The sequence below is a fragment of the Candidatus Thiodiazotropha endolucinida genome, assembly GCF_001715975.1.
GTDB lineage: Bacteria > Pseudomonadota > Gammaproteobacteria > Chromatiales > Chromatiaceae > Thiodiazotropha > Thiodiazotropha endolucinida.
Genome location: NZ_MARB01000014.1, coordinates 37,538 through 59,003, shown reverse-complemented (window position 1 = coordinate 59,003; position 21,466 = coordinate 37,538). Strand labels below are relative to the sequence as shown.

17 protein-coding genes are annotated in these 21,466 nt (G+C 52.8%); 5 read left to right on the top strand and 12 right to left on the bottom strand.

Going from position 1 to position 21,466, the window contains the following annotated elements:
• Window positions 1-11: 11 nt before the first annotated feature.
• The 7 genes from lepA to rpoE all read right to left on the bottom strand — a co-directional run bounded on the left by lepA (window position 12) and on the right by rpoE (window position 6,359).
• Complete coding sequence (lepA, locus tag CODIS_RS12740) at window positions 12-1,817, bottom strand: translation elongation factor 4 (RefSeq protein WP_069125666.1); 1,806 nt, start codon at window positions 1,815-1,817, stop codon at window positions 12-14.
• Between the two features lie 92 nt (window positions 1,818-1,909).
• Window positions 1,910-2,152 carry a glutaredoxin family protein gene (locus tag CODIS_RS12735; RefSeq protein WP_069125664.1) on the bottom strand — a complete coding sequence of 81 codons (243 nt, stop codon included), beginning with the start codon at window positions 2,150-2,152 and terminating at the stop codon, window positions 1,910-1,912.
• The gene (locus CODIS_RS12730; protein WP_069125661.1) at window positions 2,149-3,585 is read right to left on the bottom strand and encodes a DegQ family serine endoprotease; all 1,437 of its coding nucleotides are present in this window, start codon (window positions 3,583-3,585) and stop codon (window positions 2,149-2,151) included. Before CODIS_RS12730 ends, CODIS_RS12735 begins: the two co-directional genes overlap by 4 nt.
• An 82-nt stretch (window positions 3,586-3,667) precedes the next feature.
• Window positions 3,668-4,153, bottom strand: coding sequence for a SoxR reducing system RseC family protein (locus CODIS_RS12725; protein ID WP_069125659.1), 486 nt, complete (start codon window positions 4,151-4,153; stop codon window positions 3,668-3,670).
• Window positions 4,146-5,147: a MucB/RseB C-terminal domain-containing protein gene (locus tag CODIS_RS12720; RefSeq protein ID WP_069125656.1), complete on the bottom strand. Its 1,002-nt coding sequence runs from the start codon at window positions 5,145-5,147 to the stop codon at window positions 4,146-4,148. The genes CODIS_RS12725 and CODIS_RS12720 overlap by 8 nt, the downstream gene beginning before the upstream one ends.
• Window positions 5,148-5,173: 26 nt before the next feature.
• The gene (locus tag CODIS_RS12715; RefSeq protein ID WP_069125653.1) at window positions 5,174-5,764 is read right to left on the bottom strand and encodes a sigma-E factor negative regulatory protein; all 591 of its coding nucleotides are present in this window, start codon (window positions 5,762-5,764) and stop codon (window positions 5,174-5,176) included.
• A gap of 16 nt (window positions 5,765-5,780) precedes the next feature.
• Window positions 5,781-6,359 (bottom strand): RNA polymerase sigma factor RpoE, encoded by a 579-nt coding sequence (gene rpoE / locus CODIS_RS12710; protein WP_069125651.1) that lies wholly within the window; start codon window positions 6,357-6,359, stop codon window positions 5,781-5,783.
• Between the two features lie 181 nt (window positions 6,360-6,540).
• Between rpoE and nadB the strand changes: the two genes are divergently transcribed.
• Window positions 6,541-8,160 carry an L-aspartate oxidase gene (nadB, locus tag CODIS_RS12705; RefSeq protein WP_069125648.1) on the top strand — a complete coding sequence of 540 codons (1,620 nt, stop codon included), beginning with the start codon at window positions 6,541-6,543 and terminating at the stop codon, window positions 8,158-8,160.
• Window positions 8,161-8,316: 156 nt separating this feature from the next.
• On the opposite strand, the gene CODIS_RS12700 is transcribed toward nadB, so the two are convergent.
• From CODIS_RS12700 to hypF, 4 genes are all read right to left on the bottom strand, one after another.
• Window positions 8,317-8,976, bottom strand: coding sequence for a DNA-primase RepB domain-containing protein (locus CODIS_RS12700; RefSeq protein ID WP_154723117.1), 660 nt, complete (start codon window positions 8,974-8,976; stop codon window positions 8,317-8,319).
• A complete protein-coding gene (gene amrB / locus CODIS_RS12695) occupies window positions 8,973-9,773 on the bottom strand; it encodes an AmmeMemoRadiSam system protein B (protein WP_069125843.1) in 801 nt (266 codons plus the stop codon). Before amrB ends, CODIS_RS12700 begins: the two co-directional genes overlap by 4 nt.
• A 97-nt stretch (window positions 9,774-9,870) precedes the next feature.
• The gene (amrS, locus tag CODIS_RS12690; protein WP_069125642.1) at window positions 9,871-10,944 is read right to left on the bottom strand and encodes an AmmeMemoRadiSam system radical SAM enzyme; all 1,074 of its coding nucleotides are present in this window, start codon (window positions 10,942-10,944) and stop codon (window positions 9,871-9,873) included.
• A gap of 75 nt (window positions 10,945-11,019) precedes the next feature.
• Window positions 11,020-13,365 (bottom strand): carbamoyltransferase HypF, encoded by a 2,346-nt coding sequence (gene hypF, locus CODIS_RS12685; protein ID WP_069125639.1) that lies wholly within the window; start codon window positions 13,363-13,365, stop codon window positions 11,020-11,022.
• Window positions 13,366-13,599: 234 nt separating this feature from the next.
• Between hypF and CODIS_RS12680 the strand changes: the two genes are divergently transcribed.
• Window positions 13,600-15,789: a tRNA(Met) cytidine acetyltransferase TmcA gene (locus CODIS_RS12680; RefSeq protein WP_154723116.1), complete on the top strand. Its 2,190-nt coding sequence runs from the start codon at window positions 13,600-13,602 to the stop codon at window positions 15,787-15,789.
• Window positions 15,790-15,857: 68 nt separating this feature from the next.
• Here CODIS_RS12680 and CODIS_RS12675 read toward each other — a convergent pair whose 3' ends face one another.
• Complete coding sequence (locus CODIS_RS12675; protein WP_069125633.1) at window positions 15,858-17,534, bottom strand: B12-binding domain-containing radical SAM protein; 1,677 nt, start codon at window positions 17,532-17,534, stop codon at window positions 15,858-15,860.
• 354 nt (window positions 17,535-17,888) lie between these two features.
• Here CODIS_RS12675 and tviB point away from each other — a divergent pair, with 354 nt between their 5' ends.
• From tviB to CODIS_RS12660, 3 genes are all read left to right on the top strand, one after another.
• Window positions 17,889-19,166, top strand: coding sequence for a Vi polysaccharide biosynthesis UDP-N-acetylglucosamine C-6 dehydrogenase TviB (gene tviB / locus CODIS_RS12670; protein ID WP_069125630.1), 1,278 nt, complete (start codon window positions 17,889-17,891; stop codon window positions 19,164-19,166).
• Window positions 19,163-20,194 carry an SDR family oxidoreductase gene (locus CODIS_RS12665; protein ID WP_069125628.1) on the top strand — a complete coding sequence of 344 codons (1,032 nt, stop codon included), beginning with the start codon at window positions 19,163-19,165 and terminating at the stop codon, window positions 20,192-20,194. The genes tviB and CODIS_RS12665 overlap by 4 nt, the downstream gene beginning before the upstream one ends.
• Before the next feature lie 106 nt (window positions 20,195-20,300).
• Window positions 20,301-21,308, top strand: a complete 1,008-nt coding sequence (locus CODIS_RS12660; RefSeq protein ID WP_069125625.1) for an NAD-dependent epimerase — start codon at window positions 20,301-20,303, stop codon at window positions 21,306-21,308.
• Window positions 21,309-21,466: the final 158 nt, after the last annotated feature.

Sequence of the window (21,466 nt, the reverse complement as noted above, 5' to 3'; positions counted from 1 at the left end):
CTCCTGGAGAGCTAATTATCCTTACCCACTTGCAGCACGGCAAGAAAGGCATCCTGTGGGATCTCTACCTTACCAACCTGTTTCATACGCTTTTTTCCCGCTTTCTGCTTCTCGAGCAGCTTGCGCTTGCGTGTGATATCGCCCCCGTAACATTTGGCCGTTACATTCTTACGCAAAGCCTTAACCGTCGTGCGGGCAATGATTTTGTTGCCGATTGCCGCTTGGATGGCAACTTCAAACATCTGTCGCGGAATGATCTCCTTCATTTTCGTTGTCAGTTCACGACCGCGGCTTTGCGACTGGTCTTTGTGAACGATCAAAGAGAGGGCATCCACCCGGTCACCGTTGATCAACACATCCAGCTTCACCAGTGGAGCCACTTGAAAATGGGTGAACTCGTATTCGAATGATGCATACCCACGACTTACCGACTTGAGCCGATCGAAGAAATCGAGCACCACTTCATTCATCGGCAGTTCGTAACTCAACTGTACCTGCCCGGCCAGGTACTGCATGTTCTTCTGTACACCACGCTTTTCTATGCAAAGCGTGATCACGTTACCCAGGTAGTCCTGGGGCACAAGGATTGTTGCATTGATCACAGGTTCGCGGACTTCTTCGATCTTGCTGGGATCGGGTAATGCAGCCGGATTCTCGATGTGAATCAGTTCACCGTTGTTTTTCAACACCTCATACACTACGGAGGGTGCGGTGGTGATCAGATCGAGATCGTACTCGCGTTCCAGGCGCTCCTGGACTATCTCCATATGCAGCATGCCCAGGAAGCCGCAACGAAAACCAAATCCCAGGGCTTGTGAGGTCTCCGGCTCATAGTGCAGCGCAGCATCATTGAGGCGCAGTTTCTGTAGTGCATCCCGCAAGGCCTCATAGTCATCTGAGTTGACCGGATAGAGGCCGGAGAAGACCCGTGGGTGCATCTCCTCGAATCCGGGCAGAGGTGCAGATGCCTGGCGATTCTCAAGGGTGATGGTGTCACCCACGGGGGCACCGTCTATCTCCTTGATGCCTGCAATGACAAAACCCACCTCTCCGGTTCCCAATTGTGATTTGTTGAGTTGTTTAGGGGTGAAAACACCCACCTTTTCCACCTGGAAAACCCGCCCTGTGGACATGATCCGCATCTTGTCCTTTGGCTTGATCACGCCATTCATGACACGTATCAGCGAAATCACACCCACATAGGAATCAAACCAGGAATCGATGATAAGCGCCTGCAAAGGCGCATCTGCATCGCCGGAAGGGGGAGGAATGGTTGCCACCAACTGCTCTAGCAGTTCATCGATGCCAAGACCTGTTTTGGCACTCACCCGAATTGCATTCCCGGCATCCAGCCCGATAATCTCTTCGATCTCATTGATGACCCGTTCGGGATCCGCCGACGGCAGATCAATTTTATTCAGCACAGGCAGCACTTCGAGTCCCTGCTCGATAGCGGTATAACAGTTGGCTACACTCTGTGCTTCGACACCCTGTGCAGCGTCGACTACCAGCAACGCACCTTCACAGGCCGAGAGGGAACGGGACACTTCATAGGAAAAATCCACATGTCCGGGGGTATCGATAAAGTTGAGTTGGTATGTCTCGCCGTTTTCAGCCCGATAATCGAGGGTTACACTCTGTGCCTTGATCGTAATGCCCCGCTCGCGCTCCAGATCCATGGAGTCACACACCTGATCCGCCATCTCACGATCAGTCAATCCTCCACAATTCTGGATAAATCGATCCGCAATTGTCGATTTTCCGTGATCGATGTGCGCGATGATTGAAAAATTACGGATATGTTGCAAATCTGCCATAGAGCCTTGAAGATCTCGTCGAAAAACAGAAACGCCCCGTCCCGGGGCGTTTCAATCGTTGTTTGATGCCGCAAACTTGCAATGATACCAAATCAAGCGCCCTGCAAATAGCGCAGAAGCGTCACCTGGTCGAGAAAATACTCACTCAGACACCTTCCCTGGTGATCCTCCAGTAGCGGTATCCGGGTCTGATACTTCTCCCGGATGGCGGGATTGCGGTCGATATCGATCTCGATAAGCTCAAAGCCCCACTCCGCTTGCAACCGATCAAGCTCCATCAGCATGTCATCGCAAAGATGGCAACCCTCTCTGTAATAGAAATGCAGAGCGGTCACTCTTCAGGAACGCGCAATGCGAGAAAAATTGGCCCCGTATTGCGATGAACCAGTAGGGGCACTGTTTTGTCTGCCGCTAACTCCTTGACCAGTCTATTAAAATGTTCTACTCCCTCAATCTCTTGCTGATTGATCATAATGATAATGTCACCTTGCTGGATACCGGCTTCCCGCGCGGCCTGCCCCGTCACCGAGTCCACCACTACACCGCGCTGACTGGGTAGGCGCAACTGTTTTTGCACTTGCGGACTGACCGATGAGACCATCAGGCCGAGTCGGTTCTCGGAGACTTTCGGCGCCTGATTACCGGCCAGCGCCATTTCATCCTCCGCCGGCAGCTCTCCGATATTGACATTGATTTCTTTGATTTTGCCGTTGCGCAAAACTCTCAGTAGCGCAGGCTTATCCACATTACTGCTGCCCACCAGTGGCGGTAGCTCAGAAGAGGTGGCAATCTTGGCGCCGTTAAACTCCAAAATGACATCACCGACCTGCAAGCCCGCCTCTTCTGAAGGGCTGTCCGGCAGTACGCGTGCGATCAGTGCACCACGAGGATGCTCCATGCCGAAGCTGTCGGCGAGATCATTGGTTACATCCTGAATCAATACACCAAGCCAACCACGGGTGACGCGACCCCGGGTCTTCAACTGTTCGGCAACATCGATCGCCATTTCAATGGGTATGGCGAATGAGAGTCCCATAAAACCGCCCGAACGGCTGTATATTTGAGAATTGATGCCAACGACCTTACCATCGAGATTAAACAGCGGTCCCCCGGAATTACCGGGATTGATGGCCACATCGGTCTGGATGAAAGGGACATAATTCTCGCTTGGCAGATTACGGCCTTTGGCACTCACGATGCCCGCGGTAACTGAATGATCGAAACCAAAGGGCGATCCGATCGCCAACACCCATTCACCCACTCTAAGCCGTTTGGAGTCCCCTATTTCCACCACCGGAAGATCCTCGGCATCGATTTTTATCAGGGCGATATCGCTGCGTTCATCCTTGCCAACCACCTCGGCCACGAACTCTCTGCGGTCATTCATGCGCACCAGAATCTGATCCGCCTCATCGACAACATGGTTGTTGGTCAGTATGTACCCATCCGCGGAAATAATGAATCCGGAGCCGAGCGAGCGCTTTTCAGGCCCCTCTTCCGGCATTGGGAATCCATGATTTCCAAAGAACTTCTTCATCAGTTCTCCAAGTGGACTGCCTTCAGGGAAATCTTCCAACTCAGGAATATTGAAACGCTGCAGGTTTTGACTCAGAGACTTCTGTTTGGTGCTGATATTCACCACTGAGGGGGCGTTTTCTTCTGCTAAATCCGCAAAATTCGGCAGCTCCCTGGCATTTAGCGGAACAGTAAAGATGAGTCCCAGTATGACTACCGTAAAAATGTGTGCGGGAATTTTAATTAGTCTCATGTTACAGCTCCTGGAGGAAACTCGAAGATAGCGCAAGGAATAGGTCATGAAAATAAAGTTTCGGTCAGCGGCGGGTAGGTATCTAGCCAATATACTCTTTTGAAAACTCGACGTTCACCGTGCCGGCCAGACGTAATATGACTGCTTGATAACCTGGTTCATTCTGCTTCTGCCCGGCAAACTGCCTGAGTAGAATAAATCCGCCAATCAGGCCCAATAGACCACCGACCACTTGCGGGAGTTCCCCAATCTGCCATATAAAAAGCGTTGCCGCAGCCTGCATCAGGATCGCCATCAATATCATACATACAAGCGGCAGCAGGTATGCAAGAAAAGAGACTTTCAGAAGTGCATTCTCCTGTAATCCGATAATAACCCGTTGGCCCGGCCTGGCATGAATGGGATTGGAAACCCTGAGTCTGTTGTGTCGTCTTTTGAAGAGCCCACTGAGTACGGAGGTGCTACATCCGCCGGCATTGGTACAGGCGCCACAGGCTGGGCGTTTTTCTGTCTCTACGACTGCGTGTTCATCATCAATACTGATGACGGTTGCAGGCTCCTCAATCATGAGTTTGCTTGAGCTGCATGCCTTGCACAATACCCAGAATAGTAACCGCAGGCACTTCACCCACTGCAGTTACCTGAAAACCTTCAACCTGACCTCCCCAGGCATTGATGGCACCAAGCTTTGATACCCCACTGAACGCCTCTTCCCTGGTTTCCGGTTCTACAAAGACGGAAAGAGAACTCAAACCGTCACTGAATACATACTGATCTACGGGATCGCTGCCCTCTGGGTCGATCAATTGATGTTGCATTCTTAGTCTGAATCCGCTGGGTAATCCAATGAAATCCCATTTGTTGGGATTCAACAGGGGTATTTTGTTTATTTCATCGGGATGACTCTTCAACCGGTAGGTAAACAGAGACTCCCTGTTGTGGAGCTCACTGATTTCCGCAACGCCTATCTGCAGGTCAGTGAACATCGTCTGTTCGACCAATTCGCCATGCTCATTCAGCAAATCGGATTTCAGCGGCAGGCCGCTTTCGATATCGAGTGCGAATCGGTAGCCATAACGCAGGCGATCATTCGGAACAATCACGACAACCTGGGCCTGACGATTGGCGATCCGGCTCTTTCCGACATTTTGAAAGTTGTAGTGGTTATCGAGTTGGTCTAGGTCCTGCGGTAGAATATTGAGGAACTTGGTGCTGGGGGTTCGCTTATCAATGGAAACCTCGTGTGAATCAGGCAATACACAGGTCACCGACTCCTCGTCGCGAATCACCTCGCGTGGGGTTCCGTTAAGAGACATCAGGCTCTCTCTTACACGATCGCCCTGCACCGCATGTGCGATTTTCATGGTCTCAAGCTGATTGTCGTGGAGATAGACGAAGGTACCCTGATAGTTCAGCTGTTGTACCGCCCGCATCATACGTTCAAGCCAATCCTTTGGCGAGGGATCATCCGTAGCGGATGCGGACTGGGAAATCACTAGGAACAGGCACAGGATCATACAGGCCTGGCTGAGGCGATTACTGATATGAGGCACTGAACTCATTCCGTATGCATCTAGGCTGACACCATTCACTGCTTGTTTTCATCGTAACTGACGAATGTGGCGTACGGCATAATGCCCTTGATATTGCTCGATGGCGAAAGGTCCTGGTGATTCAGCAGATAGTCATTCAGACGCGATTCGACCTTGGGCTTTTTCAGAAGCTTCCAACGGGTACCGTTTTCAGCCACATAGACTGTATTATTCTCCGGTCTCTGATTGCTAATCGGGAGTTGATCGCTCGATGCGAGCTGATTCGGTGCTTCTGAGCTGCCGGGATTGATCAGTTGGGGAGCCATAATGACTGCCGCCGCTGTCAGTGATGCCGCTACGGCAAGTCCCGTGAAGGCCCGTTTCTTATTTGAAGAACGGGGCTTCAAAGCGGCGGGAGCCAGTACAATTGGCTCATTTTCAATACTCTGGCTGATGCAGCGGGCCATCTCCGGGTTATGAATTTGGCCAAGTTCGTTACGCATCGCATCCCCTATCAGATGGTAGCGTGACCAGATACCCTGACTCTCTTGAGTATTCTTCAGCTTATTGATTTCACCCGAAATTTCATGCTCTGAAATTTCATCATCCACCAGTGCGGATAATCTTTCGAACTCTTGCTCAGTCATCTCTATATGCCTGACATTAAGGTTTTAACAAAGGTCTCAGTTTTTTGTCGATCGCTTCACGAGCCCTGAATATGCGCGAACGAACCGTCCCGACCGGGCAGGACATAGCGTTGGCGATCTCCTCATAGCTCATACCCTCGAGCTCTCTCAGAACGATGGCTGTACGCAGATCCTCGGGCAGATCGTCGATCGCCTTCTGTACAGTCATGCTGATCTCTTCCGTCAATACATGATTCTCCGGTGTACCTGTCTCCTTTAGACGCGTACCGACGTCCATTTGTTCAGCCACTTCTGCCTCGACATCATCCGAAGGCGGGCGACGTCCCTGAGCCACAAGGTAGTTTTTGGCCGTGTTGATGGCGATCCGGTAGAGCCACGTGTAAAAAGCACTGTCACCACGAAATTTTGGCATGGCCCTGTATGCCTTGATAAAGGCCTCCTGGGTCACATCCAGCACCTCATGCGGATCCCGGATATAGCGTGAGATCAGATTGGTGATCTTCTGCTGGTATTTGAGTACCAACAGATCAAATGCTTTTTTATCACCCTGCTGAACCCGTGCGACGAGTTCCTGATCGATTAACCGCTCGCCCATCCGGGCCGATACCTCCTCGTGACGGGCACATCCTGTGCACAGTCCCATTGACAGTCTTAATGTTGATTAGTTCTCGCAATCCCCCAGCTTGAATTGATCTGGTTCAATGAAATGTCAAATTAAGCTAGGATGCATTACATCTGGATGCGCATTATCACCGTAACGACTCGACCCCGCAAATATGACAACCGATAATCAGTATGACGTCCTCATCATCGGCAGCGGCGCTGCCGGCTTGAGCCTGGCCCTGCACCTGGACAGGCACCTGAAAATAGCCGTAATCTCCAAGCGTGAGCTTAAAGAGACCAATACCTATTATGCACAGGGCGGGATCTCCGTCGTACTGGATGAGGAGGATAGCGTTGCGTCACATGTGAAAGACACCCTTAACGCCGGTGTAGGACTGTGTGATGAAGAAATAGTTCAGCTGGTAGTGGAACATGGACCGATGAACATCGACTGGTTGCTCAAGGGAGGCGTCAATTTCACCCGAGACGACACTTCATCGTCCAGCAGCGGCTATCACCTGACCCGGGAGGGGGGACACTCCCACCGTCGTGTGATCCATGCTGCCGATGCGACAGGCAAAGAGGTGGAAACCACGCTTCAGGCTCAGGTTTTGGCTCAATCCAATATAGACGTATTCGAACATCATATCGCTATTGATCTGATCACCAGCGAACGCAGTCAGATCAAGCAGCAAAAACGTTGTTATGGCGCCTATATCCTCGACCACAAAAACAACCAGGTCGAAACCTTCCGGGCCCGATTCGTCGTCCTGGCAACAGGCGGTGCGAGCAAAGTCTATCAATACACCAGTAATCCCGATGTCTCTACGGGTGATGGCATTGCCATGGCCTGGCGGGCCGGTTGTCGGGTCGCTAATATGGAGTTTATCCAGTTTCACCCCACCTGCCTCTACCATCCGGAAGCCAAAAGCTTTCTCATTTCAGAGGCAGTCCGGGGTGAAGGCGGTCAGTTGAAACTCCCCGATGGCAGCCGTTTCATGCATCGTTTCGACGAGCGTGAAGAGTTGGCGCCCCGTGATATCGTCGCCCGCGCCATCGACCATGAGATGAAGCGTATCGGCGCTGACTGTCTCTATCTGGATATCAGCCATAAATCCGCCGATTTCATACATGAGCACTTTCCCACCATCCATCAGCGCTGTCTCGACTTCGGCATCGATATCACCCGGCAACCGATACCGGTCGTTCCGGCCGCCCACTACACCTGCGGTGGCGTGGTGGCTGACGAGCAGGCACGGACCGACATCGCCGGGCTCTACGTGATTGGCGAAAGTGCCTACTCCGGTCTGCATGGGGCAAATCGCATGGCCAGCAACTCTTTGTTGGAATGTCTGGTTTTCGCCAACCTCGCCGCCCAGGATATCCATCTCCTGGATGCCGAGACCCCTGAGCCTCCCAAATTGACGCCCTGGGATGAAAGCCGGGTTACCGAACCCGATGAAGAGGTCGTGGTCTCGCATAACTGGGATGAATTGCGCCATTTCATGTGGGACTATGTCGGCATCGTACGCAGCAATAAGCGTTTGATGAGGGCATGCAGGCGAATCGATCTGTTACGCCGGGAGATCGTCGAGTACTACAGCAATTTCCGGGTCACTATCGACCTGCTGGAACTGCGTAACCTGGTCGATGTCGCGGATATGATCATCCGCTCGGCCCAATCACGCCGGGAGAGCCGGGGCCTCCACTATACAATCGACTTTCCCTATCTGGATAACCGGGTTCAGAAGAAAGCCACGATACTGATACCCGATAACTACTTCCCCTATTGATGCGCGGCATAGTCGTGCATTGATCGCCTGTTTGAAAGCGACCCTCTTCATAATGTGAGGATCGAATTGAGAATAACAGGCCGTAAATTAACGCCCGCTAAAAATGACCTTGAAGATATTGGCGTTAAATTTGCTGTGATTGGCGTTCATTTGCGGCTAGTCAGTCGTGATAAGACGACCCAGCTCACAATATCGATAAGGGTCGTGCCCGCTGATTGCCAGCACTACCGGCAGCCGGGGTTCGGTGATACTTTTTCTGCGCCAGAATCCAGGCAGTTGCATCGACTGATTCAGGACCTGTACACGGGAATCGCCCTGGTACTCTTTGGCCAGCCGTTGTTGATAGGAGGAGAAATGTCGTAACGGGAGGTCCCGCACCAGCCAATAATAGTGGTGATGACCAGGTGATGTCTCTACCTGAATATGGGGCTTAAGGGGGAATCTTCCCGGATCGCCCCCCCTGTCATCATCCACAAACAAGGCCCTGACCTGATGAATATCGGACAATCCCCTACCCACGCCATTGGTCCGATTGATGGTGACCGAGACTACAGCCCCTTGACGGTTTAGCGTCACAAGTTGATCCCAGCATGCGTCAAGGGTGCCGTGGACCGCTTTTTCCAAGGGATCATAGCCGGGTGAACGGCTGTATTCGGTATCAGAAAAGGTCCGAAATGAGAAAAAGCCGGCCGTGGGATCCAATCGCTCGAGAAAACGCATCGCCTGGCCCTTATCGGGCGGATATCGACGCCCTTGGGAGGCTATCCAGTGAGCAACGTGGGAGAGACAAGGGTCCCGCCTGTATCGACGCTTCACGCAGCCTCGGATCGGGTAAAGATATAGGCGCCGTAACCTACTACCCTGTCCTTACTGCCTGCTGTGTCACCGGAGTTTCTTAAATCAACCAGCTTTCCATACAGGCCCAGACGTTTTGCCTCCAACAACAGGCCTTGAACCGGGATGCGACCACAGGCGTCCTCATAATCGAGGCGTTCAGGATGGAGGGTAACGATGGCATCACTGGTCGCCTTGTCCATACGTTGCGCGGTCACATAGTCATGATAGTGACTGAGATCGGAACTGATCACGATCAGTGTCTCCTCTCCCCCCCAGGCTCTTGCCAACACTTCTGCCACCTGATCACCCGAGGCATCGCCCACTACCAGAGGAACCAGGGAAAACTCGCGCAACACGACCTGCAGGAAAGGCAACTGCACTTCCAACGAGTGTTCCTGGGTATGGGCAGCCTCGAGACAAGTCACCTGCGGTAACGCCTCCAGGGTTTGAATTGTCTGCCGGTCGATTGGAATATCACCCAGTGGAGTCCGGAAGTAGTCTGCCCCACTGGTTGCCAACCCGTAGAACGGTACCCGGTGAGAGGGACCGATAAGCACCACCCGGCTGATACGATTCGCCGCAGTGTAAAGTCCGGCATAAGCACTGGCGGCAATCGGCCCCGAGTAGATATAACCGGCATGTGGGGCAATCAGCGCTTTTGGCGACTGCCCGTCTTGCATTGCCGAATCAAGGTAACCTGTTACCATCTGCTGCAGACTATCCGCATCCTCAGGATAGAAAAGATCGGATACCGCGGGCTTTCTGATCATACTCATATCGACCACCTTGAAGCTCAATTTCCCATTGAAATCACTGCATCGCCCACTTCTTTCACAGCCAAACCGCAGGCAAGCCACATAAGTTGTCTGATGCTCAATAGTTCATCCTCACTGCCTGTCGCCGGCTTCCCCACACACCCGGGTTCGAATCAAACAGCCCCGCCAATCGGCTGCCGCAATGAACACAACAGCCATGATCATCGAGATGCCATTCCCCCAGTTCATACCAATCCCTCTGAATTAACAGTTTCCCGCAATGGTGACACCAGGTGCTCGACTCGCGGCTATCGTGAACATTACCCACATAGGCATAGTGCACCCCATTATCAATAGCGATCCTGCGCGCCCTGCTGAGGGTGGCATGGGGGGTGGGAGGATAGTCTCTCATCTTCCAATCGGGATGGAAGGCTGTGAAATGGAGCGGTACCTCAGGTCCCAGATTATCCACCACCCATTGGCTCAGATCGTTCAACTCCTGATCTGAATCATTCTCTCCAGGTATCAACAGAGTAGTTATTTCGACCCAGACACCGGTCTCGTGCCTAAGATATTTCAAGGTCTCGAGAACCGGTTCCAGGTGGGCGCCTGTCAATTTATGGTAGAAGGTCTCGTTGAAGGACTTCAAATCCACGTTCGCGGCGTGCATATAGCGATAGAACTCTGTTCTCGGTTCGGCGCATACATAGCCTGCCGTGACCGCCACTGACTTGATATCGTATTCGGCGCAGGCCTTTGCCACATCGATGGCGTATTCGTGGAAAATAACCGGGTCATTGTAGGTGTAGGCGACACTCCTGCATCCCAGCCGCCGGGCCGTTTGCGCGATCATTTCGGGTGAGGCCTCATCCGCCAGGGTATCCATCTCCCGGGATTTGCTGATATCCCAGTTTTGACAAAATTTACAGGCCAGATTGCAACCGGCTGTGCCGAAAGAAAAAACGGGGGTGCCGGGTAAAAAGTGATTGAGGGGCTTTTTCTCGATGGGATCGATGCAGAATCCGCTCGAGCGACCATAGGTATTCAGCACCACGGCACCCCGGTGATTTTCTCTGACATAGCAAAATCCCTGCTTTCCCTCCTTGATTCGGCAATAGCGTGGACAGAGATCACATTGAATCCGCTTATCATCAACATTGTGCCAGTACTTGGTGGGAAAATGGGTCTTCATGGCGACCTCTGAAACAGTGCTCTCCTCACATACCTTATTAGAGCTCCCTAGGGCCTGTTAACACTAATAGTAAATTTAGTCTGATATCAAACTTCTTGCAGCTCCGATTGCTGCCTGTCCGAGTGCCAACCCACCGTCATTGGCGGGGCCCTGCCGCTGTGACAAAAGTCTGAGGCCAGCCTGTTGAAGTTGATGCGAGACGAGTTCGAACAAGGTTTTGTTCTGAAAAACGCCCCCTGTGAGCGCGATGGTATCCAGTTGATGGAGACGTGCTATTTCAACTGCCGCTTGACTCAGACTCTGTGCCAAACCCAGGTGAAAAAGCCATGCGATCTCACCCCTGTCCCGCCCGGCATGCAGATCCTCAAGGATACTCGGCCAGAGGGTTGCACTATCGAGGCGAAAACTCCCCTGCTCCTCATGAATCTGCAGACTATAGGGTGCCAGATCGTCATTCCGATGGTGTGATGCAGCGGCTTCGAGCTCAATCGCTGCCTGGCCTTCGTAGCTGATCGATTGCCGGCAGATACCCAATAGAGCCGCCACGGCATCGAACAGACGCCCGCAGGAACTGCTCATTGGCGAATTGACCCCGGCTTCTATCATTCTGCCGAGCACCTTCACCGATTGACGGTTAAGCCAATCGATCGGTTCCAAATCCCCCCACCGGGCCACTACCTGCCGCCAACCCAGATAGTGACTCAATTGACTGAAGGTGTTCCTCCAGGGCTGCAGAATCGCCTGGGTACCACCCGGCAGTGGAATGGGTGTGAGTCTGCCCAGGCGTTGATACCCGAGATAATCGGCGATCAAAAACTCTCCGCCCCAGATGGTGCCATCATCGCCATAACCCGATCCGTCCAGGGCAATTCCAAGCACCTTTCCGCCGTTTAAGGGCCAGTCGTTTTCAGCCAGGACACTGGCGATGTGCGCATGATGATGCTGTACCAATATCAATGGCAGTCCCAACTCATCTGCGAGATTTCCGGCGTGTTGGGTAGAACGATAATTGGGATGAAGATCGGCAACCAACCGCTGCGGCCGATGGTCGAACAGTTTCCCGTAGAGTTCAAGATTCTTCAGGTAATCCTGATAGGAGATCAGATTTTCCAGATCCCCGATATGCTGGGAGAGAATCGCCTCCCCATCCCGTGTCAGACAGAAGGTGTTTTTCAGCTCTCCTCCCATAGCAAGCAACGGCGGCGCCTGATCAAAACCATCAGGCAGACGCATGGGTTGAGGCGCATAGCCTCGAGCACGTCGCAATACTCTTGGGCTTCCTTCCATAACCCGCACCACGGAATCGTCGACCCGGTTGGTGATCTCTCTGTCATGCAAAAGAAACAGATCGGCAAGGGGCTGAAGCCGCTCCGTCGCTTCTCGATTGCCGATACACTGAGGCTCTTCGACCCGATTGCCGCTGGTCATCACCAATGGCGTCTCCATTCCGGCCAGCAGCAGGTGATGCAGCGGTGAATAGGGCAACATAAATCCGAGTGTGGCCTGGCGGGGCGCGACGTTTTCCGCCAGCGCAGCAGGGATACGGGAAAGAAGTACAATGGGTGCGGCCGCACCCCGCAGAAGGCGCTCCTCCTCATCGCTGACACGGCAATACTCCCGGACAATGCGGCTGTCCTTCGCCATTAAGGCGAAGGGTTTGTGATAGCGACCCTTTCGCTCACGCAGACGCGCCACCACATCATCATTGGTTGCGTCACAGGCAAGATGAAAACCGCCTATTCCCTTGATTGCCACAATCTTACCTGCCGCCAGCTGGTGTTGCGCCTCCTGAATTGCATCCTCCCCTGTGGCGCTGGCTTCGATTATCCCGCCCGACGGGTCGCTGAGCCAGATCCTGGGCCCGCATACCGGGCAGGCATTGGGTTGTGCATGAAAGCGCCGATCCCCTGGATTCCGGTACTCCGCCTCACAGGTATCACACATGGGAAAATGGCGCATGCTGGTATTGATCCGGTCATAGGGTATTCCTTCAACAATCGTCAATCGCGGACCACAGTGAGTACAGTTGGTGAATGGATATCGATAGCGCCGGTTTTCCTGATCGGCAATATCCTTGAGGCAGGCATCGCAGGTTGCGGCATCGGGTACTACGCCGGTTTGCACATCTCCCGACCGGCTTTCGGTGATAATGAACTCATTCTGATGCGGCAGTTGATCCGTGGGATGCCGATTCAGGGAATCGATTTTCGCCAAGGGCGGAGGCTGTAACAGCAGTTGTTCGCAAAAGCGATCGATCTGCGATTTTTCACCGCAGATATGCATCTCCACACCCTGGCTGTCATTCCATACTGCACCGCGCAGCCCATTTGCCCGTGCCAGGCGCCAAACAGTCGGACGGAAGCCCACACCCTGCACCAGGCCACGGACCCGGATCTGTTCGGCCACCTCGACATCAGACATTAAAAATTACACCTTTACACTGTTACTATTGGAAGCAATGCAGGCCGTTACCAGGTAACAGCTAAGCCGGATATGAGTTTAACGACCATTTAAACGGTTAACCCGCTGAAACAGTCAAGGTTATCTCCCTTGTCTACTTTGAAAGCGGAGGAATGTAAAGCTCATATATAATGTAAAATATTATAAAGATATAGTAAGTTTTTTATTATTAACACTAATTCATCATTATATATATTGCTTCAACAGCTCCGCGCCAATGCAAGTCAGCGGCGTCACAGAGCTCTGTTGGTAATAGCGGGGGATCCTGCCTGGTGTAAAAACCGGGCAATGGCCGCCCTGCATCAGTTGAAGATTGCTGATTCCATTTGGATTGGCGATGCAAACACCGATGAGATCGCAACCCTGAATAATGACCAGGCACTTGCCCAGCTGGGGCGGGAGTGTGAATTTCTCATCTATAACGCCCATAGCGGATTCGATCCGGACGCCTTCGGTGCATTGAGCGGCACCCTGCGCGGTGGAGGTCTGTTGTTGCTGTTGACACCACCTCTCTCGGAGTGGCACACCCACCCGGATCCAGTCGCCGAGCGAATCAGGGTCGCCGGTTTTGATAAGGCTGATCTGACAGGAAGATTCCTGCAAAGGATCTCCAATATTCTGCAAAGCGACCCGGACGCTTTGATTATCACACCGGAGGCCACACCCTCAGCACCGGTCAATCCGGAAGCGTTTCCACCTCAAATACCACTCTTTAATCATCCACAATGCCGCACCAGGGATCAGCTGCAGGCTGTGGATGCCATCATCCGCGTAGTGAAGGGTCATAGAAAACGCCCTTTGGTGCTTACATCCGACCGGGGACGAGGCAAGTCATCCGCACTGGGTATCGCGGCTGCCAGACTGATTGGAGAGGGATACCGGGATATCCTAGTGACGGCCCCCAGACAGGCTGCGGTCAGTTCGCTCTTCGAGCAGGCGATCAACGCATTGCCAGAGGCTAAAAGCTCACCATTCTCTATCGATGACGAAGGTTTCTCCATCCGTTTCCATGCCCCGGACCATCTCTTGTCCAATCCCAAGCGCGCAGATCTTCTGCTTGTTGATGAAGCGGCCGCTATCCCGACGAAACTCCTCGAAGGGCTGCTGGCCCACTATCCCCGCGTCGTCTTCGCAACTACGGTGCACGGTTATGAAGGCACAGGCCTGGGATTCAACATCCGCTTCAAGGGCCACCTCGATCGTCATACACCTCAGTGGCGGGAGGTCATCCTCACCGAGCCGATACGCTGGTCCCGGAACGACCCTCTCGAGGCGCTGGTCTTCAGGCTTCTCGCCCTGGATGCCTCGCCTGCGCCAGACAACGAAGTTGCGGATGTGAGCCTACAGGAAGTCATAGTGGAGTATCCAACACAGCAACAGTTGTTGGAAAATGAGGGCGATCTCAATCAGCTGTTCGGTCTATTGGTCATTGCCCATTATCGAACCACGCCCCTGGATCTCAGGCATCTCCTGGACGGACCGAACTTACGCATCGCTCTGTTGCGACATCGAGGGTTCATTGTCGCTGTGGCATTACTGGCCGCCGAAGGGGGTTTCGATGAAGCGATGACCGAACGGATCTGGTCCGGCCGACGCAGACCCCGTGGGCATCTGTTGGCTCAATCCCTCAGCGCTCATCTGGGGCTCCCCTTAGCGGCCACTCTTAAAGGCATGCGTATCATGCGCATTGCAGTCCATCCAACCGTACAGAACAGAGGGCTTGGCCGACTGCTGGTAGACTCGGTTCGACATGAGGCGGAAAAAACGGGGTTCGACTACCTCGGTACCAGCTTCGGCGCCACGCCAGAATTGATCGGGTTCTGGCTGCGATGCGGTCTGCAAGCCGTACGAATCGGTCTACGGACCGGCGCCAGCAGCAACAATCAATCGGTGATGTTTCTGCAACCACTCAGCCCCCATGGCGTGAAGATGGCGACTGAGGCCAGACAGCGCTTCGCCAGACAGCTTCCCACCCTGTTGGGTGACAGTCTGGCCCATCTCTCCAGCAGCCTGGCCGCACCGTTACTGGAGAACATAGAGCACCCGCCCACCACAACCCTCGATTTCCAGGATTGGCTCGACTTGCTCGCCTTCGCCTTCGCCCGGCGGGGATATGACCTCAGTCTGCATGCTATTCAAGTGATCACCCTTGCCGCTCTGGCCGATGGCATACTCAACGATGCGGACGCCGAGCTTTTGATTAAACGCGTGCTGCAAAAACAGTCCTGGCAGGTATGCGCCTCGGCATTGAAACTAACCGGTCGTGGCATGACGGTGCAGCGTATTCGTCAAGTGGTTGGTCGTTTGGTGTTTCACTACGCAGGCAAAGAGATCCGCGAACGCGCATCTCGTATGCAAGCAGACAATAAAGGCCGTGCCCGTTAACACTGTATTTGTTTTCCGCTGTGGTACAGAAAAACGCCGATTTCAGTACCGGGATGCCCTGGCTTTGCTCAGGCGTCAAGCGCGACAATCTCAACCGGCTTGCCTTTCTTATACTGTTTCGGCCAAACCGCATATCGCCCGGCGGTTAGCGTCTGTTTGTGATACCGCTGTATCAGCTCGACACCCGACTCCGTCAAGGTGAGGACAGGCAATCGCCGCGGTTTATCATCGATTATAAGTCGTACTCTCTCTGTTAACCGTGATGCGATCCAGACAGGTGTTTTACCGGTCACCAGGCTAAATTGACAATAGTCCCACAACAATAACTCCTGCAACTCCGGATGTTGATTCAGGTAGGGTTGGATGACTGTTGTCATATGGCCAAACAACCTATCCGGCTGAAGGTTGTCACGCGCCAGACCCACACCGCACACCCGTAACAGTTGGTCAAAACAGTGGCTCACCGAGCCATGAAAACAACCTGCCACCAACCCCGCTAAAGTAGCGCGCAGATAACCACTGTTCCATAAACGCTCAAGCAACTCTGCATGGCGTTTGAATCGCGCTATCTCGCTGAATGAAAGCTGCGGGTGTGAAAGCACCTCATAGGGTGGGTCCGGATCCCATCGATATCCAAGATGTTGGGCCTGATCCCTCAACGGGGTACCGGGAAGGAGCTTCAGCGTGCCCAGCTGCAGATGATCCGGATAGAGGGAAAAAGTACGGTCAAGTGATGCGGCGCACTGATCTGCCGTCTCTCCCGGCAATCCCACAATCAGATCGAGATGGACCGGATGGCGCCTCATTTCAACCAGCTGCCTGATATTCTCCAGCGCCTTGGCGATATCCATATGGCGCTCAATCGCATTCAGGACAACCTCGTCAAGGGTTTGCAAACCTATCTCGAACTGAAATTTTCCCGCATCCGCCTGCTGGAAGATCTCCATTGCCTGCGGCGATATTCGGTCGGGATTCAGCTCAAGATGGAATCGCAATCCCGATCCCGTCCCGGCAAAACGTTTTAACAGTTGGCAGCTTCTCTGCTGACCGAGATGAAAGCTGCGATCGAGAAGCTTAATAGTCTTGTTTTCAAGCCTCTCCAGTTGCTGTAGATCGGCCTCTATCCGTTCCAATGGAAACGGCCTCAATCGTTCTGTGGCGCTGCTGCAGAAGGTACATTTGTAGGGGCATCCTCTGGAGGTTTCCCAATAGACAAGCGGCCGACTTGTATCCACCATGCCTTCGGCGATCGGCGCCGGCAGTTTATCGACGGGGATCAGCTCAACGGCATTGCTTGATATCCCGCCTTTGTCCCGATAGATCAGTCCGGAAATACGCTGTAACTCCCCTTCACCGTACAGCACGTATCTAACCAGATCATTGAATGCCGCCTCTCCTTCACCCTGAATGATAAAATCCACGCTAGATGACTGGGACAACAACGACTTACCCCTTGGACCGGCCTCCGGGCCGCCAAATACAACAACGATATCGGGCATGAGCTGCTTGAGCAGTCTTGACAGATGAATGGCGGCAGCGATATTCCACAGATAGGTGGAGAAACCGACGATTCTGGGCTGCAAATCCACCAATGCCTCCAACAATGGCTGGTGATTGCTGTTAACCAATACTTCAAACAACCGCAACCTGTCGTAATAAGTCTCAGATTTGGCGTAGGCGGCGATAGATTGCAGTGCCAGGGAACTGTGGCTATAACCGGCGTGCAATGCAACCAGGGCAATCATTTCAGCTTTATTTCCATGGTTGATCGATCAGGTAAAGTTAAAGCAGATAACCGCCCGACATCCAGTATTCTCATTCGTACCAGCCCGGAATCTGACGGTTTTACATGGACAGATATTCACCGATCGCCAGAGCGGTATCAGGTCGATGCCAACGGCGTATGCGATTTAAATGACAGCGCCTATGTTCGATAGCGGGCCAGAAGTTCTTATGTCACTAAAAACCCCTCGATTTCGCCGACATGCCAAGTTATCATCTGTCACCGTTACAGGCTACTGATACTCATCATCTTTAGTCAGAATATACTCATTGGCCTGATCTCGACGGCTTCAGGTTCATTTTAACAAGGATAACGTATGTTTGATCTTGGGAAAGTGCACATCGGTGTGCTCGGCCTTGGTTACGTAGGACTGCCATTGGCAGTGGAATTCGGTAAAAAGTACCCGACAATCGGGCTGGATATCAACGATGCGCGGGTTGCAGAGCTCAAATCGGGGCAAGACAGCTCCCTTGAGGTCGATCCTGAAGAGCTGCGAAAGGTACCCTACCTGAGCTATACCAGCAATCTCGACGATCTAAAGCCCTGCAATATCTTTATCGTCACAGTTCCCACACCGATCAACGAGCATAAACAACCAGATCTTTCTCCCTTGATCGGCGCCAGTCATGCCCTGGGAAAAGTACTTAAAAAGGGCGATATCGCTATTTTCGAATCCACCGTTTATCCGGGTGCGACCGAGGAGGTTTGTGTTCCCATCATGGAAGCCGACTCCGGGTTGAAGTTCAATCAGGATTTTTATGTCGGCTACAGTCCCGAACGCATCAATCCAGGCGACAAGGAACACCGCCTGCCGACAATCAAAAAGGTGACCTCAGGATCCACACCCGAGGTCACCGATTTCGTGGATGAACTCTACCGCTCGATCATCACTGCCGGCACGCATAAGGCGAGCAGTATCAAGATCGCGGAAGCTGCCAAGGTCATCGAAAACACCCAACGTGATGTCAACATCGCACTGATCAACGAATTGGCATTGATTTTCAACCGCCTCGGCATCGACACCCTGGAAGTACTGGAAGCTGCCGGGAGTAAATGGAATTTCCTTCCCTTCAGACCCGGACTGGTCGGCGGCCATTGTATCGGTGTCGATCCCTATTACCTTACCCACAAGGCACAATCGATCGGTTACCAGCCGGAAATCATCCTTGCAGGAAGGCGGCTCAACGACGGTATGGGCGCCTATGTAGTGCACAGTGTGGTGAAAATGATGATGAAAAGGGGGATCGCATCCAACAATAGCAGGGTGCTGGTATTGGGTTTGACCTTCAAGGAAAACTGTCCCGATCTCAGGAACACGCGGGTCGTGGACATCGTGTCCGAATTCGAGGATTACGGGGCTCAGGTGGATGTTTATGATCCCTGGGTTTCCCAGGTTGAAGCTGAAGAGGAGTATGGCCTTCGTCCTATCAGCGATATCAAAGAGGGTGAGTACGATGCCGTAATACTGGCTGTCGCGCACCGTGAATTCCAGCAGATGGGGGTGGAAAAAATCCGTACTCTCTGTAAAGAAAACGGGGTTCTCTTCGACGTCAAGAATGTCCTCCCTGCCGACGCGGTCGATGCAAGACTATGACACCCTATGGCGATCTGAAGAATAGGCTGCAAATAGAGCAATCGACCTGGCTGATCACCGGCGTCGCTGGTTTTATCGGCTCAAACCTACTGGAAACCCTGTTGTCCCTTGGACAACAAGTCGTTGGTCTCGACAATTTCGCTACAGGTCATGCCTACAATTTCGATAAGGTCAAAAACAGCGTCAATCCCGAACAGTGGGACCAGTTCAGATTCATCGAAGGCGATATCAGGAGTCTGGATAGCTGTCGCCAGGCATGTCAGGGTGTCGATTACGTATTGCACCAGGCTGCACTGGGATCCGTGCCGCGTTCACTGGCCGATCCCATCACCACCAATGAAAGCAATATCACTGGCTATTTGAACATGTTGGTGGCAGCCCGCGATGCAAAAGTCAGACGTTTCGTCTATGCGGCATCGAGTTCAACCTATGGCGACCACCCCGGCCTGCCCAAGCTAGAAGACCGAATCGGTAATCCGCTTTCACCCTATGCGGTGACGAAATTGGTCAACGAACATTATGCCCAGGTATTCGCCCGTTGCTATGACTTCAAGACCATTGGCTTGAGGTATTTCAACATCTTCGGCAGACGCCAGGATCCCAACGGCGCCTATGCCGCCGTCATACCGAAGTGGGTCGCCGCCATGATTGACAGGGACGAGGTCTTCATCAATGGTGATGGCGAGACCAGCCGTGACTTCTGTTATATCGACAACGCCGTGCAGGCAAATCTCCTGGCCGCGACCAGCAACAATCCGGATGCTGTCGATCAGGTTTACAATATTGCCGTGGGTGACCGTACCACGCTGAATCAGCTGTTTACCAAAATCAGGGACATCCTGGCGGAGAGCTTTCCATACCTGAAAGAGATCTCACCCACTTACAGGGATTTTCGACCGGGCGATGTGCGACATTCATTGGCCGATATTGACAAAGCCAGGCACTTGCTCGGTTATGAACCGTCGCACAACATCGATCAGGGCCTGACGGAGGCCATGAGTTGGTATATCGATGACCTGACCGGCTGAGAGTGCATCTTCGAAAAAGGCGTAGGGATCAATCACAGGCGGTCCCATAATCGAGTTACCTCGGCCGCTGGAAACGATCACGATTAAATAACTAGGACTCTTAACCATGCGAGTACTCATCACCGGTGGAGCCGGATTTATTGGCTCAGCTTTAGCGATACGTCTGCTTGATCGTGGGGATGAGGTGATCAGTATTGACTGTCTTAATGATTATTACGATGTCAATTTAAAAAAAGCTCGCTTGGCGCGCACTCAAGATCATCCGCATTTCACCGATCTACGACTGGAACTCGAGGATCGCGGGGGAATTTCAGACGCCTTCTCCCACTACAAACCTGAGATGGTGGTAAACCTTGCCGCTCAGGCCGGGGTTCGCTATTCGATCGAAAATCCGTTGGCCTATATCGATTCCAACCTGGTGGGATTTGGCCACATTCTGGAGGGATGCCGGAATCATGGCGTACAACACCTCGTCTACGCTTCGAGCAGTTCGGTGTATGGCGCCAATACCTCGATGCCCTTCTCTGTGCATGACAATGTGGATCATCCCGTCAGCCTATATGCAGCCACCAAGAAGGCCAACGAACTGATGGCGCATACCTACAGCCATCTCTATCGTATACCCACCACCGGATTGCGCTTCTTTACCGTCTATGGACCCTGGAGCAGACCCGATATGGCGATGCTCAAGTTCGCCCACAAGATCATGCGTGGTGAAGCCATCGACGTCTACAACTATGGCAAGCATCGCCGCGATTTCACCTATATCGATGACATTGTTGAAGGTGTCATACAGGTGCTGGACCGTATTCCCCGGCCTAATCCGGACTGGGACAGTGATTATCCCGACTCGGCAACCAGCACTGCGCCCTACAGACTCTATAATATCGGCAACAACCAGCCTGTTGAGTTGATGCGCTACATAGAGCTACTGGAGGAGAGTCTTGGCAGGAAGGCTGAAATCAACATGCTGCCTCTGCAGGATGGCGATGTGGTCGCCACTTATGCGGATGTCTCCGATCTGATAGCCGACACAGGCTATAAACCCGATACCAGACTTGAGGATGGCGTGGCAAGTTTCGCGCTGTGGTTTCTGGATTATTACGACTACTGATCAGACAAAAAAACAGGCGGGGAAGGACCCTGGAGGCAGATGGGTCCCAGTCCCCGCCAGACTAGCGCTTAACACGGAAACGACCAACCGTGAGCGTAGGGAGAGCGTAAAGACTCTTGCCGGGACAAACATTGACTTAAATCAATAAACCATGATTA